This window comes from Streptomyces sp. NBC_00250 (assembly GCF_036192275.1).
Classification (GTDB): domain Bacteria; phylum Actinomycetota; class Actinomycetes; order Streptomycetales; family Streptomycetaceae; genus Streptomyces.
Genome location: NZ_CP108088.1, coordinates 1,202,493 through 1,215,912 on the forward strand (window position 1 = coordinate 1,202,493; position 13,420 = coordinate 1,215,912).

A 13,420-nucleotide genomic window follows, 5' to 3' on the forward strand; every position below is an offset into this window, starting at 1 on the left:
ACCATCTCGGTTTGTTGACCTGGTCGACCACCCCACAGGGTGGCAGATCCGGGCCTCTGGAAAGGGCGAGCAAGTGAGCGACACGTACTACGAGTTCGGAACCGCCGGCGAACGCTGGGACCGGGCCCGGTTCTTCTTCGACGCGAAGGAGTACGGAACCGCCGTGCGCGTCCTGCGCGGCCTGGTCGCCGAGCACCCGGAGCAGACGGCCCAGCGACTCCTCCTCGCGCGGGCCTACTACCACTCCGCCCAGCTCTCCCGCGCCGAGGCGGAGCTGCGGGAGATCCTGGAGCGCGACCCGGTCGAGCACTACGCCCGACTGATGCTGGGTCGCACCCTGGAGCGCCTGGGACGCACGGACGAGGCCGCGCCGCACCTGCGGATGGCCGCCGCGATGGCCGGCGAGACTCCCCCGGCCTGACGCGGCCGGTCCGACGCGGCCGGTCCGACGCAAACGGTCCGACGTCGGGCGTGACACCGCCGCCTTTGCGCGTGGTGTGACAGCGTCGCCTTGGCTCGGCGCGTGACGCCGCCGCTCCGACGCGGGCATCCGCCATGCGCCTCCTGACGCCGCCCTGATACCCCCGTCCGGTATATTCGGCGGCCAGGAGGTCCTGGCCGTGCGTACACACCGAGCAGAACGCCGTCGACGAGCAGAAGGTGCCCTGGCGCACCTTCTGCTCGTCGTCGTGCTCGCGCTCGGGGTGTTCCTGATGCATGCCGTCGGCCACCCGGAGGGGTCCGGCGGCGGCATGGAGACCACTTCCGCGTCCGCCCACCACTCCGGCGGCGGCATGGAGACCACTTCCGCGTCCGCCCACCACTCCGGCGGCGGCATGGAGACCACTTCGTCCGCCCACCACTCCGGCGCCGCCTCCCACGACGGCGACGACTCCGACGCCCGGCACGAACCGGGCACGGGGATGGACATGACCACGCTGTGCGTGGCCGTCCTCACCGGCTGGCTGCTCATGGGGCTCGTCCGGGCCGCGCTCGGACGACGCCCCGACTGGATGGCGCTCCTTCTCGCGCGGCTCACCCCCGCGCTGGGGCCGCACGCGCCCCCGCCCCGACCTCCCGACCTCGCCCGGCTGTCCGTCCTGCGGATCTAGGCCATACCGCCACCGCGGGCGCCTCGCGCTGCCCGTGAACGCCTTCGGCCTGCCCATTTCCGTCTGTACGACCAGCACACGAGGTATCACCCATGCGTTCCTTCACCCACCGCAGCGCCCGGAAGTTCGCCCTCATCGGCGCCGCCACCGCGACCGGGCTCCTGCTCACCGCCTGCGGCACGGACGACGGCAAGAGCGGAATGGACCACGGCGCGTCCTCTTCCGCGTCCCCGTCGGCAGCGGCTTCCACCCCTGGTTCCGCCTCCGCCTCGGCCGCTGCCACCGCGGCCGCCGCCCCCGGCGCCTTCAACGACGCGGACGTCATGTTCGCGCAGATGATGATCCCCCACCACGAGCAGGCCCTGGAGATGGCGGGGCTCGCCGAGGGCCGGGCCGAGGACCCCGAGGTCAAGAAGCTGGTCACCGCCATCGAGCAGGCCCAGGACCCGGAGATCCGGAAGATGAAGGCCTGGCTCAAGGGCTGGGGCAAGCCCGAGTCCGCCGGACACGGCTCCGGCGGCGCGGGCGGTCACGGCATGGCCGGAATGATGTCCGAGCAGGACATGAAGGATCTGGCCGCCGTCAAGGGCAAGGCCTTCGACCGCAAGTTCGCCGAGCTGATGATCGCCCACCACGACGGCGCCGTCGACATGGCCGAGGACGAGCAGAAGAACGGCCGGAACGCCACGGCCAAGGCGCTCGCCGACGACGTCGTACGGACCCAGTCCGCCGAGGTCGCCACCCTGAAGAAGGTCCTCGCCCGCCTCTGACCGGGCCCGGCTCCACCCGTTCCGTACCCGCGCGTGACGCAGGCGGCCCGTCCCTCCCCGGGGCGGGCCGCCCCCGCCGCATCCCCTGATCCTCAGGCGAAAGAACGATGAAGAAGCCCTTCTCCGGCCTCTCGGCCCTCACTCTCCCCCTTTCCCTCCGCCGCACCCCCACCCTCACCGCCGCTGCCACCGCCGTCACCATGGCCCTGGCCCTCACCGCGTGTTCGTCGTCCGGGGCCGCGGCCCCGGAGGGCGGGTCCGGTGCGGCCCTCAGTCACATCCACGGCCTCGGCGTCCGCGGCGACACCCTCTACGTCGCCACCCACCAAGGGCTCCACACCCCGGACGCCGACGGCCGACCGACCCCGGTCGGCGACCGCCGCGACGACTTCATGGGTTTCACCGTCACCGCCGAGGGTGCCTTCCTCGCAAGCGGCCACCCCGCCCCCGGCGGCGACGGGCCCGCCGACCTCGGTCTCATCGCGTCGACGGACTCCGGACGCACCTGGCGGGAGAAGTCACTCGCCGGGAAGGTCGACTTCCACGCCCTGGACACCGCCCCCGACTCCACCGTCTACGGGTACGACAGCGCCAACGGCCTGTTGCGGGTCAGCGCGGACGGTGTCACCTGGGACGACCGTGCCACGCTGCGCGCCCTCGACATCGCCGTCTCCCCCACCGCCCCGAGCACCGTCCTCGCGACCACCGAGACCGGCGTGGCGCGCAGCACGGACGGCGGCAGGAGCTTCGCCCCGGGTGCGGGCCGGGTCCTCGCGCACGTCTCCTGGGGTGCCCCCGACGCCCTCTTCGGCATCGATCCGAACGGCGTCCTCTTCCGCGGTACGGGCGGCGGCACCGGATGGACGCGCGTCTCCACCGTCCCGGGCGGAGGCCCGCAGGCGCTCACGGTCGTGGACGCCCGCCGTCTGCTCGTCGCGACTCAGGACGGCGTGTACGAGTCCCGGGACGCGGGCCTCACCTTCGAGCGGCGGATGGCGGTGAAGTCCGGGAACGACGGCCACTGACCGACGGCGGCCTCGGCGTCCCACGACGCCGGCATCCCCACAGCGAAGGCCGCCGGGTCACCCGGACCCGGCAGCCGTTCACCCCCACCGGTGCTCCGCGCCGCCGCTCCCCTCAGTGCTCCACGACCACTTCCCCGCCCACCACCACCGCCTCCGCCACCGTGCCCGGGATCTCCTCCGGGGCGATGCGCAGGATGTCGCGGGAGAGGACGACGAAGTCGGCCAGCTTGCCGACCGTCAGCGAACCCCGCTCGTGTTCCAGGAAGTTGGCGTACGCCGAGCCCATCGTGTAGCCCTCGACGGCGGCGACGACGTCGATCGTCTCGCCCGCCGTCCAGGCCTCCCCGCCACCGGGCGGGCGACGGGTCACAGCGGCGTGGATGCCGACCATGGGGTCCATCTCGGCCACGTTCCAGTCGCTGGAGAGGGCGAGGACCGCGCCGGCCTCGCTCAGGCTGCGCAGCGGCCAGGCCTTGTGCCAGCGGTCGGGGCCGACGTTCTCGGCCCAGTCCTGACCCGGTCCCGCGATGTCCGGGGCAGCGTGCCGGGGCTGCATGCAGGCGACGACGCCGAGCGCGGCGAAGCGCGGGGTGTCGGCCGGGTCGAGGCACTCCACGTGGACGATCTGGTGGCGGGCGTCGCGCGGCCCGTTGGCGGCCCGCGCCCGCTCGACGGCGTCGAGGACGGTACGGATGCCCCGGTCGCCGGTGGCGTGGACGAAGCACTGGAAGCCGCGAGCGTCGAGCCGGGTGAGCAGGTCGGCGAACTCCTCGGGCGGGTAGAAGGTGTCGCCGCGGTGGTGGGAGCAGCCGGCGTACGGTTCCAGGAGGGCGGCCGTACGGGGTTCCACGACGTCGTCGATGTACAGCTTGAGCGGGCCGACCCGCAGCCGGTCGTCCGCGAACTCCTCGGCCACGGCCTGGAATTCGTCCAGGTCGGTGTCGGTCGTGCCGCGCGGGTGGAACAGTGCGGCGACGATCCGGGAGCGCAGGCGGCCCTCGGCGCGGGCGCGCTGGAAGAGGGCGAGGTCGTCGAGCGAGTTCTGGGGTTCGACGACGGTGGTGATGCCGAAGGCGATGGCGTCGTCGAGGCTCTTGGCGAGGCGGCCGTACTGCCGGTCCGGCGAGGCCCACGGGACGCCGAGTTCGCGAAGGGCGCGGTGACCGTCGCGGGAGAGCCCCTTGACCGCGAAGTCCTTGACGAAACCGGTGGGTTCGCCGGTCGTCGGGTCCGTGACGGCCCGCCCGAAGGGGAGGTCGGTGTGGTCGCGGTCGACGCCGAGCCGTCGGAGGGCGGCGGTGTTGAGCCAGGCGGTGTGGACGTCGTAGCTGAGCACGAGGGCGGGGGTGTCGCCGGTGGCCGGGTCGAGGTCGGCGGCGGTGGGCATGCGACCGTCGGGGACGGCGGAGTAGTCGAAGGCCTCGGCCTCGATCCACTCGGCGTCCGGGTGTGCGGTGTGCCAGGCGCGGATGCGGTCGTGGATCGCGTCGAGGGTGCGGGCGCCGGCGAGTTGGACGCAGGCGTCGTCGGAGCCGAGGCGGACGTGGTTGTGGGCGTCGACGAAGCCGGGCAGGACGAGCCGTCCGCCGCCGTCGAGGACCCGGGTGCCGGGCCCGGCCCAGGCGCCGGCCTCGGCGTCGGAGCCGATCCAGACGATCCGGCCGTCACGTACCGCGAGGGCCTCGGCCTCGGGGAGCGCGGGGTCGACGGTGTGGATCCGGGCGCCGGTGAGGAGGAGGTCGGCGGGGACGGGGGTGTGCGCGGTGGCGGGGGTGGTGCTGTTCATGCCGGGTGACTCCGTGACGTGCGTACGAGGGGTGGTGAAGGGGGTGCCGGGGTGGTGTGAGGGGCGACCTCAGCCGCGTACCGGCGCCACTGTTCGTCGGGCGAGGAGCACGTACACCAGGGCCGAGACTCCCGCGCCGAGCAGCGTGAGGTCCGCGCCGCCGAGCGGGGCGACGAGCGGGCCGGTCCACAGCTCGGAGTCGCAGGTGAGTGCCGAGAAGAGGAGGCCGGAGACGAGTGCGATCAGGCCCGCCGGGTGCCAGCCCGAGCGGTACCCGTACGCGCCGCCGGTGCTCGCGTGCAGTCCGGCGGAGTCGTACGTGCAGCGGCGGAGCACCATGTCGGCGAGGAAGACGCCGCCCCAGGGGGCGAAGACGATGATCAGGAGGGAGAGGAACGAGAGGAGCGAGGTGGTGAAGTCGGTGAGGAAGAGGGCGCCGAGGGAGCCGACGGCCGTCACGGCGGCGCTGATGACGATGGCGCGGGCCCGGCTCCAGGGGATGCCGAGGACCTGGAGGTTCAGGCTCGACGAGTAGAGCGTGATGATCGAGTTGGTGACCGACCCGCCGAGGACCAGGGCCAGGAAGAGCGGCTGGAACCAGCCGGGGAGGAGGCTCTCGGTGCCGGCGACGGCGTCGGTCATGTCGACCTGGGTCGCCGCGGCCACCCCGGCGACGCCCAGGGCGACGGAGGAGACGAAGCCGCCGAGGGCTCCGCTCCAGGTCACAGCCTTGAGGGAGGTCGTGCGGGGCAGATAGCGGGTGTAGTCGGCGGGCATGGGGAGGTAGGAGAAGGGGCCCGCGAGCATCACGACGAAGGCGAGGCTCCAGCCGGCGGCGCCGGGCGCGGCGGAGGGGGCGGAGGTGTCGGCGCCGGGCAGGACGAGGACGAGCAGGGCGGCGAATCCCGCGGCGAGGACGTAGGCCATCCAGCGCTCGGCGAACTGGACGGTGGCGTGGCCCCAGAGGGCGACGGCGAAGGTCAGCGCGAGGGTGACGCCGAGGGCGAGCGCCCGGGCGGTGGATCCGCCGCTCCAGCCGAGGTCGGCGAAGAAGGCTTCGAGGGCGAGGGTGCCCACCACGGTGTTCACGATCGTGTAGCCGATGCTGACGATCCAGTTGAGCAGTCCGGCCGGCCAGTTGCCGCGTCGGCCGAAGGCCGCGCGGGAGATGACGAGGGTGGCGGTGCCGGTGCGGACGCCGCTGAGTCCGGCCGCGCCGATGGCGAGGAAGGAGAGACCGCCGATCACGACGACGGCGGTGGCCTGCCAGAAGGAGAGCCCGAAGGCGACGGCGAGGGCGCCGTTGATCACGTAGGTGAAGGTGAGGTTGGAGCCGAACCAGAGCCAGAAGACGTCCTTGGCGCTGCCGTGGCGTTCGGCGTCGGGTATGGGGTCGATCCCGTGCTCCTCGACCTGGAACACCTCGTCCCGGGCCGTCGTCACCGTGGCCGCCGTGGTCCCGGGCGCCGTCTCGTGTCCGAGCACACCGCACCTCCTGATCTTGAATGCCGTTCTAAGTTTTAGAATGGCATTCAAGATGTGCGATGGGTTCCGGCCACGTCAAGACCTTCGGGGTTGCGATTAGGGTCGACCCGGAGCAAAGGCACCGGCGGATCGGCGGAACGGGGACAGTGGCGGTGGCAGGGTCGGCACGACGGCGGGACGGACACGTCACCCAGGAACGCATGCTGGAGGAGGCCATGACGGCGATCGCCGAGGACGGCCTCTCCTCGCTCACGATGTCGGCCCTCGCGGAGCGACTGGGCACCAGCGGCGGGCACATCCTGTACTACTTCGGCAGCAAGGACCTGCTGCTGCTCGCCGCGCTGCGGTGGAGCGAGGCCGCGCTCGCCGAGGAGCGTCGCGCGCTGCTGTCACGGCGGACCACGGCCGAACGCAAGCTCGACGGGTTCCTCCGGCTCTATCTGCCGCGCGGCCCGCGCGATCCGCGCTGGACCCTGTGGATCGAGCTGTGGGCCCGCACCCCCGGCAACAGCGCGCTCGGCGAGGCACAGGAAGAGCTGGACCGGGGCTGGCAGGAGGACCTGGAGGCACTGCTCGCGGCAGGGGTCGCCCGACGGCGTTTCGCCCCGCTCGACGTCCGTGCCCGCGCCTCCGAACTCCTGGCCCTGCTCGACGGGTTGAGCACCCGGGTCGTCCTGGGGCAGGAGTCCGGCCGCGATCCCCGGCCCGCCCTGGAGGCCGCCCGGTCGGCCGCACGGGCGCTCGTCACCCCGTACGCCTCCCACGCCTCCGATACGGACGACGTCCCGGGCGGCACGACGAATTGACGGCCCGTCAGCCCCGGTAGGCCTCCAGCAGACGCAGCCACGCCTCGCTCAGGGTCGGGTACGACGGAACGGCGTGCCACAGGCGGGCGATCGGGACCTCGCCGACGACCGCGACCGTCGCCGAATGGAGCAGCTCGCCGATGCCCGGGCCGACGAAGGACACGCCCAGGACGACCTCCCGGTCGAGGTCGACGACCATCCGGGCGTGCCCGCGGTAGCCCTGGGCGTAGAGCCCCGCCCCGGCGACCTGACGCATGTCGAGGTCCACCGCCCGGACCCGGTACCCGGCGCGCTCGGCCTCGGCCAGCGAGAGGCCGACGGCGGCCGCCTCGGGGTCGCTGAACACCACCTGCGGTACGGCGGCGTGGTCGGCGGTGGCCGCGTGCGGGCCCCAGCTCGCCCCGTCCAGGGGCTCGGTGTTCCCGGCGCGGGCGGCGATCGCGGCACCGGCGATCCGGGCCTGGTACTTGCCCTGGTGGGTCAGGAGCGCACGGTGGTTGACGTCCCCGACGGCGTAGAGCCAGTCGCTGCCGGTCACCTTGAGGCTGTCGTCGACGTCGAGCCAGGAGCCCGGCTTCAGACCGACGTTCTCCAGGCCGATGTCCTCGGTGCGAGGAGCCCGGCCGGTCGCGAAGAGCACCTGGTCGCCCTCGACGTGGTCACCGCCCTCCAGGACGACGGTGACCGGTCCCGTACCCCCGTCGCGTACCACCGCGCTGACCGTGACGCCGGTACGGACATCCGCGCCCCGCGCGGTGAGCGCCGCGGCCACGTGCTCGCCGACGAAGGGTTCCATCCGGGGCAGCAGGCGCTCGCCCCGGACGAGCATCGTGACCTCGGCGCCGAGCGCGTGCCAGGCGGTGGCCATCTCCACGCCCACCACTCCCCCACCGACCACGATCAGCCGCCCGGGCACCCGGTCGGAGCTGGTCGCCTCGCGGCTGGTCCAGGGCCGTGCCCCGGTCAGGCCCGGCAGATCGGGAAGGACGGCGCGGCTGCCGGCGCACACGACGACCGCGTGCCGGGCGGTCAGGACATGGCGCTCGCCCTCCGGCCCCGCGACCTCGACCCGGCGCGGCCCGAGGAGGCGGCCGTGGCCCCGGAAGATCCGTACGCCGATCGAGTCCAGCCAGTCCACCTGGCCGTCGTCGGTCCAGTCTCCGACGACGGCGTCCCGGTGGGCGAAGACCTCAAGGGCGTCGAGCGGACCGTAGACCGACTCGCGCAGGCCGGCGACCTTTCGGGCGTCGGAGCGGGCGAGCACGGGGCGGAGGAGCGCCTTGCTGGGCATGCAGGCCCAGTACGAGCACTCGCCGCCGATCAGCTCGCTCTCGACGATCGCGGCGCTGAGGCCGGCGGCCCGCACCCGGTCGACGACGTTCTCCCCCACCGGACCCGCGCCCAGGACCACCACGTCGTACTCGTACTCGTGCTCGCTCTCCACCGTTCGCGTCATGGGTGACAGTCTGGCTCAGCGGTGCGGAATAGCGCGGCTCGATACGCCGTTGTGCCGGGCGAGTCCCCAGGGGACCGTGAGGACACCGCCAGGAGATCCCCGAAAGGTAGGAAGCATGAGCACCGTAGAGCTCACCAAGGACAACTTCGACGAGGTCGTGAGCGGCAACGAATTCGTCCTGATCGACTTCTGGGCTTCCTGGTGCGGTCCCTGCCGTCAGTTCGGTCCGGTCTACGAGGCCGCCTCGAAGCGCCACGAGGACCTGGTCTTCGCCAAGGTGGACACCGAGGCTCAGCCGGAGCTGGCGGCGGCGTTCGAGATCCGCTCGATCCCGACGCTGATGATCGTGCGCGACAACGTGGCGATCTTCTCGCAGCCCGGCGCGCTGCCCGAGGCCGCGCTCGAGGACGTCATCGGCCAGGCCCGGAAGCTGGACATGGACGAGGTCCGCAAGTCCGTCGAGGACGCCAAGCAGCAGTGACCCACCGCGAGGGGGGTACGGGAGTCGCTCCCGTACCCCCCTCGCGCGCTGTCCCGGGGGCTCGGCCGCCGCGCTCCCTCGCGTGCTGTCCGGGTGTGTTCCCGCGCCGCGCGCCGGCGCGCGGCGCGGGCTCGGTGGGGCCTCAGCGCTCCAGGACCAGGGCGAGCCCCTGACCGACGCCGATGCAGAGGGCGGCGAGGCCGGTGCCGGAGCCGGCCGCCGCCAGCTGGTGGGCCACCGATCCGGCGAGGCGGGCGCCCGAGGCGCCCAGCGGGTGGCCGATGGCGAGGGCGCCGCCGCGCGGGTTCACGATCTCGGGGTCGAGTTCCGGCCATTCCGCGAGGCAGCCGAGCGACTGGGCCGCGAAGGCCTCGTTGAGCTCGAAGGTCCGCAGGTCGGCGAAGGAGCGGCCCGCCTTCTCCAGGGCCCGGCGGACCGCCTCGACCGGTCCGAGACCGAAGAGCTGCGGTTCGATGCCGGTGACGGCGGAGGTACGGATCCGGGCGAGCGGTTCCCGGCCGGTCTCGCGCAGTCCGTCCTCGTCGACGAGCAGCAGGGCCGCCGCGCCGTCGTTGAGCGGGGAGGAGTTGCCCGCCGTCACGGTGCCTCCCTCGGGTCGGAAGGAGGGCTTCAGCTTGGCGAGGGCCTCCATGGACGTCGAGTCGCGGATGCACTCGTCACGGGCGAGGTCCACCGACGGGTAGGGGACGACCTCGTCGTCGTACAGCCCCTTCGCCCAGGCCTCGGCCGCCTTGCGGTGGCTGGCGAGGGCGAAGGCGTCCTGCTGCTCGCGGGTGATGCCGTGCTTGTCGGCGACGAGTTCCGCGCCCTCGCCGAGGGCGACCGTCCACTCGGCGGGCATGCGCGGGTTCGTCATGCGCCAGCCGAGGGTCGTCGAGTGGAGCTGCTGGTGGCCGGCGGGGAAGGCCCGCTCGGGCTTCTGCAGGACCCAGGGGGCGCGGGACATCGACTCGACGCCGCCGGCGATGGCCACGGAGGCGTCGCCGAGGGCGATGGCGCGGGCCGCCTGGACGACGGCCTCGAGACCGGAGCCGCAGAGGCGGTTGACGGTGACGCCGGGCACGGAGACGGGCAGCCCGGCGAGCAGGACGGCCATCCGCGCCACGTCGCGGTTGTCCTCTCCGGCGCCGTTGGCGTCGCCGAAGTAGACGTCGTCGACGCGGGCCGGGTCGAGCGCGGGCGAGCGGTCCACGAGGGCCCGGACGACGTGCGCCGCGAGGTCGTCCGGGCGCACCGGGGCGAGGGAGCCCCCGAACTTCCCGATCGGGGTGCGGACGGCGTCGACGATGTAGACGTCGCGGATGCTCATCGGTTCTCTCCCACGTGACCTTCGGAACGACTCTGTTCGCCTGGTGAAAGGACTTTCGCCCTAAAGACTTTCGTCTTGGCGCGCGCGCAGAGTCTCTGCCCGAAAAACCGCCATGTCAACGGGCCGTTTCGGGACACGGCCGTGGGAGCCCGGGCGGGAGCCGAAGGGATGAGGCGAGGAAGCACCCCAGGTCAGCCGCGTTCCGCCGGGCGGGCGAGGGCCGTGAGGCCGTAGTCGAGCTCGCGTCCGTCGACGAGCAGCGCCTCCACCGTGCGCGTCTCGGGGTCGATGTCGGCCCTCATTCCGTGGCCCTCGTAGATCGGGTAGCCCGACTCGCCGTGCCGTCCGGTGGCTTCGACGACGGCCGTACGGACCGCGCTGTCCGTGACGGAGGCGCCGCCCCGGTCCTCGACGTGCGCCGGCACCAGCAGGATCTCGAAACGCTGCGGAACTGTGCTCATGCACCGACGCTAAGCGCTCGACGGGCCTCCCGCCGGACGACCGGTCCGGCGGCCCCGCCGGACGAGGTCTCCCCGGGCGTTCCGCCCGGCGAACGGCCCGGAACGTGCCGTCGGACAAGCGGACCGGAACGTACTGCCGGACGACCGGACCGGAGGCCTTTCACCGGACGGGCGCCCGGCCGCCGGCCTGCCGGACGACCGGTCAGCTCGACTCCCGCCGGACGACCTCCGAGGCGAGGAGGGCGCGGGTGCGGGGCGGGACCTCCGGTTCCCGTACGGCCCGGTCGACCAGCTCCGCCAGTTCGCGTCCGAGCACCATGTCGATCCGTACGGTGCTGAGCCGGGGCCTGAGCAGCCGGCCCAGGAGCAGGTCGTCCGCGCCGACGACGGCGGTGTCCTCCGGCACGGCGACGCCCGCGTCCTGGAGCGCCCGCATCAGGAGCATGGCGTACTCGTCGTTGTAGGCGAAGACCCCGTCGAGGCCCAGCTCGCGCCAGCGCGCCGCGAGGGCGTTCGCCGACTCCTCCTCGTACCGCAGCGGCAGGGGGACGACGGTGGCGTCGGTGCCCTCGACAGCGCGCCGCGCGCCTTCGAGGCGGGGACCGGAGAACATCGCCAGGCCCTGCTCCTCGGGGATGACGACGCCGATCCGGCGCCGTCCGCTCTCCACGAGGTGGGCGGTGGCCACCTCGCCGACCCGCCCCTGGTCCATGACGAGGGCGTGGGTGCCCTCGACGCCCTGGGTGCCGAGGGTGATCACCGCCCGTGCCCCGGACCGCTTGAGGATCTCGACGCCCTGGCCGGTGAGCCGGACCTCGCCGAGCGAGACCACGGCCACCGGGCGGAGCTCGGCCCAGGCGCGGGCGGCCTCCTCGCCTTCGAGGCCGACGCTGCCGTACTGGACCACCGTGTAGTCGAGGCGTCGCAGGGCCCACTGGAACTCGTTGAAGAACTGGCTGTAGAGGGGCCCGACCGGGACGTGCGAGGTCGGCAGCAGCACCATCCGGCTGTGGCCGGCGCGCAGGCTGCGGGCGGCGGCGTGCGGCACGTACCCGAGCTCCTCGGCGGCCTCGCGCACCCGGCGGCGGGTGGGCTCGCTGATGCGGACGGCCGAGGTGTTGTTCAGGACGTACGAGACGGTGGCCCGGGAGACGCCCGCGAGGCGGGCGACATCGGCGCTGGTCGGGACCGCGCGCCCGGTGGGGCGTTCGGGAGTGCGTTCGGTTGGCTGGCTCATCGCTCCGGCATCTTTCCAGAACGATCCGGCCCAGGGTCTGGCGGATGGCCGGAAACGAGTGCTACACAATGCTCACACGTGTCACTGACACGTGTCACTACCTCGTTCGATCCGCTTCTCGCCCCCTCGTCGGGCGATCTCCCCAGGAGGGCACCGTGGCCCTTTCCTCCGCCGGGACCGGCTCCGAGACCGGCTCGTCCGGTACCCCCGCCGACCCGTCCGGCTCCATCACCCCGGGGACCGGCGCGCCGGTCCCCGGCTCCCCCGCAGGCCGGCCGACGCGCGGCCTGCTGCCCCTGCTCCTCGGCGGGAACACCGCGATGTACGCCCTGTACGTCGGCGTTCCCGGGATGCTCCTCGCGCTCCAGATCGAGGACATCGACCCCGCCGACAAGGTGGCGAACTTCGGCCTCGTCTCCGGCATATCCGCGATCTTCGCCACCGTCTTCAACCCGGTCGCGGGCGCCCTCTCGGACCGCTCGGGCCGCCGCAACCCGTGGATCCTCGCCGGCGGCCTGCTCGCCCTGCCGGTGATGCTGCTCCTCGGCGGCGTCCACACGATCCTGCTGGTGACCATCGCCTGGTGCCTCGGCCAGGCCGTCATGAACGTCTACCAGGCGGCCCTCACCTCCGTGGTGCCCGACCGGGTGCCCCTGGCCGCCCGGGGCAAGGCCTCGGCGGCCGTCGGCCTCGGTCTCCCCATCGGCTCGACGATCGGCGCCCTCGTCGGCGCAGCCTTCTCCGAGGACTACCGGACCGGCTACCTCGTCTTCGGCGCGATCGTCGCGGCCACCGCCGTGCTGTTCACGGCCTGCGCCCGCGAGCGGCGCATGCCTCCGAAGGCCCCGCTGCCGGTCAAGGAGCAGCTCGCGGCCTTCGGCAGCGCCCTCAAGAACCACGACTTCCGCTGGGCCTTCATCGGCCGCGCCCTGCTGATCCTCGGCTACTTCGCCGTCGCCGGATTCCAGCTGTACATCCTCAAGGACCACACCGAGCTGCCCGCCGGACTGAGCCCCGAGGACGCGGTGGCGATCCTCATGCCGCTCAACGCCGTCGCCATGGTGGTCTCCACCGTGCTCGGCGGCTGGCTGTCGGACCGCTACGACCGGCGCAAGCTCTTCGTCGGCGCCTCCGCCGCGCTCGCCGCCCTGGCCCTGCTCATCCCGGCCGCCTCGACGAGCTGGACCGGGATGCTCGCCTTCTCCGCCGTCAACGGCCTCGGATTCGGCTGCTACATGGCCGTGGACACCGCCCTGGTGACCATGGTGCTGCCGAAGGCCGAGGACGCGGCCCGTGACATGGGTGTCCTGAACGTCGCCAACGCGGGGCCGCAGATCGTCGCCCCGTTCGTGGCCTCGCTGATCGTCTCCCTGAGCGGCGGGTACACGGCACTGTTCTTGATCGCCGCCGTACTGTCGGTACTCGGCGCACTCGCCGTGCGCCCCATCCGCAGCGTGCGCTGACCCCGGTC

Annotated in this window: 13 protein-coding genes; 7 read left to right on the forward strand and 6 right to left on the reverse strand. The window is 72.9% G+C overall.

Annotation, left to right across the window (positions count from 1 at the left end; all coding sequences use genetic code 11):
• Nucleotides 1-73: 73 nt before the first annotated feature.
• The 4 genes from OG259_RS05290 to OG259_RS05305 all read left to right on the forward strand — a co-directional run bounded on the left by OG259_RS05290 (nucleotide 74) and on the right by OG259_RS05305 (nucleotide 2,907).
• Entirely contained in the window at nucleotides 74-421 is a 348-nt protein-coding gene (locus tag OG259_RS05290) for a tetratricopeptide repeat protein (protein WP_328941118.1), read from the forward strand.
• A 199-nt stretch (nucleotides 422-620) separates the two neighbouring features.
• Entirely contained in the window at nucleotides 621-1,112 is a 492-nt protein-coding gene (locus OG259_RS05295) for a hypothetical protein (protein ID WP_328941119.1), read from the forward strand.
• 92 nt (nucleotides 1,113-1,204) lie between these two features.
• Nucleotides 1,205-1,882 carry a DUF305 domain-containing protein gene (locus OG259_RS05300; RefSeq protein WP_328941120.1) on the forward strand — a complete coding sequence of 226 codons (678 nt, stop codon included), beginning with the start codon at nucleotides 1,205-1,207 and terminating at the stop codon, nucleotides 1,880-1,882.
• Between the two features lie 107 nt (nucleotides 1,883-1,989).
• Nucleotides 1,990-2,907, forward strand: coding sequence for a F510_1955 family glycosylhydrolase (locus OG259_RS05305; protein WP_328941121.1), 918 nt, complete (start codon nucleotides 1,990-1,992; stop codon nucleotides 2,905-2,907).
• A 112-nt stretch (nucleotides 2,908-3,019) separates the two neighbouring features.
• Here the strand turns inward: OG259_RS05305 and OG259_RS05310 are convergent, their stop codons facing one another.
• Both OG259_RS05310 and OG259_RS05315 read right to left on the reverse strand, forming a co-directional pair.
• A complete protein-coding gene (locus OG259_RS05310) occupies nucleotides 3,020-4,693 on the reverse strand; it encodes an amidohydrolase (protein ID WP_328941122.1) in 1,674 nt (557 codons plus the stop codon).
• Nucleotides 4,694-4,762: 69 nt separating this feature from the next.
• The gene (locus tag OG259_RS05315) at nucleotides 4,763-6,178 is read right to left on the reverse strand and encodes a purine-cytosine permease family protein (RefSeq protein WP_328941123.1); all 1,416 of its coding nucleotides are present in this window, start codon (nucleotides 6,176-6,178) and stop codon (nucleotides 4,763-4,765) included.
• 200 nt (nucleotides 6,179-6,378) lie between these two features.
• On the opposite strand from OG259_RS05315, the gene OG259_RS05320 reads away from it, so the two are divergent.
• Nucleotides 6,379-6,984 (forward strand): TetR/AcrR family transcriptional regulator, encoded by a 606-nt coding sequence (locus OG259_RS05320; protein ID WP_328941124.1) that lies wholly within the window; start codon nucleotides 6,379-6,381, stop codon nucleotides 6,982-6,984.
• A gap of 7 nt (nucleotides 6,985-6,991) precedes the next feature.
• Here OG259_RS05320 and OG259_RS05325 read toward each other — a convergent pair whose 3' ends face one another.
• Nucleotides 6,992-8,440, reverse strand: a complete 1,449-nt coding sequence (locus tag OG259_RS05325) for a dihydrolipoyl dehydrogenase family protein (protein ID WP_328941125.1) — start codon at nucleotides 8,438-8,440, stop codon at nucleotides 6,992-6,994.
• 115 nt (nucleotides 8,441-8,555) lie between these two features.
• On the opposite strand from OG259_RS05325, the gene trxA reads away from it, so the two are divergent.
• Complete coding sequence (gene trxA, locus OG259_RS05330) at nucleotides 8,556-8,921, forward strand: thioredoxin (protein WP_266899656.1); 366 nt, start codon at nucleotides 8,556-8,558, stop codon at nucleotides 8,919-8,921.
• A 142-nt stretch (nucleotides 8,922-9,063) separates the two neighbouring features.
• Here the strand turns inward: trxA and OG259_RS05335 are convergent, their stop codons facing one another.
• The 3 genes from OG259_RS05335 to OG259_RS05345 all read right to left on the reverse strand — a co-directional run bounded on the left by OG259_RS05335 (nucleotide 9,064) and on the right by OG259_RS05345 (nucleotide 11,949).
• Nucleotides 9,064-10,251 carry a thiolase family protein gene (locus OG259_RS05335; RefSeq protein ID WP_266899654.1) on the reverse strand — a complete coding sequence of 396 codons (1,188 nt, stop codon included), beginning with the start codon at nucleotides 10,249-10,251 and terminating at the stop codon, nucleotides 9,064-9,066.
• A gap of 191 nt (nucleotides 10,252-10,442) precedes the next feature.
• Nucleotides 10,443-10,712 carry a hypothetical protein gene (locus tag OG259_RS05340; RefSeq protein ID WP_328941126.1) on the reverse strand — a complete coding sequence of 90 codons (270 nt, stop codon included), beginning with the start codon at nucleotides 10,710-10,712 and terminating at the stop codon, nucleotides 10,443-10,445.
• A gap of 202 nt (nucleotides 10,713-10,914) precedes the next feature.
• Entirely contained in the window at nucleotides 10,915-11,949 is a 1,035-nt protein-coding gene (locus tag OG259_RS05345) for a LacI family DNA-binding transcriptional regulator (protein ID WP_328941127.1), read from the reverse strand.
• Nucleotides 11,950-12,104: 155 nt separating this feature from the next.
• Between OG259_RS05345 and OG259_RS05350 the strand changes: the two genes are divergently transcribed.
• Nucleotides 12,105-13,412, forward strand: coding sequence for an MFS transporter (locus OG259_RS05350; protein ID WP_328941128.1), 1,308 nt, complete (start codon nucleotides 12,105-12,107; stop codon nucleotides 13,410-13,412).
• The last annotated feature ends 8 nt before the right edge of the window (nucleotides 13,413-13,420 follow it).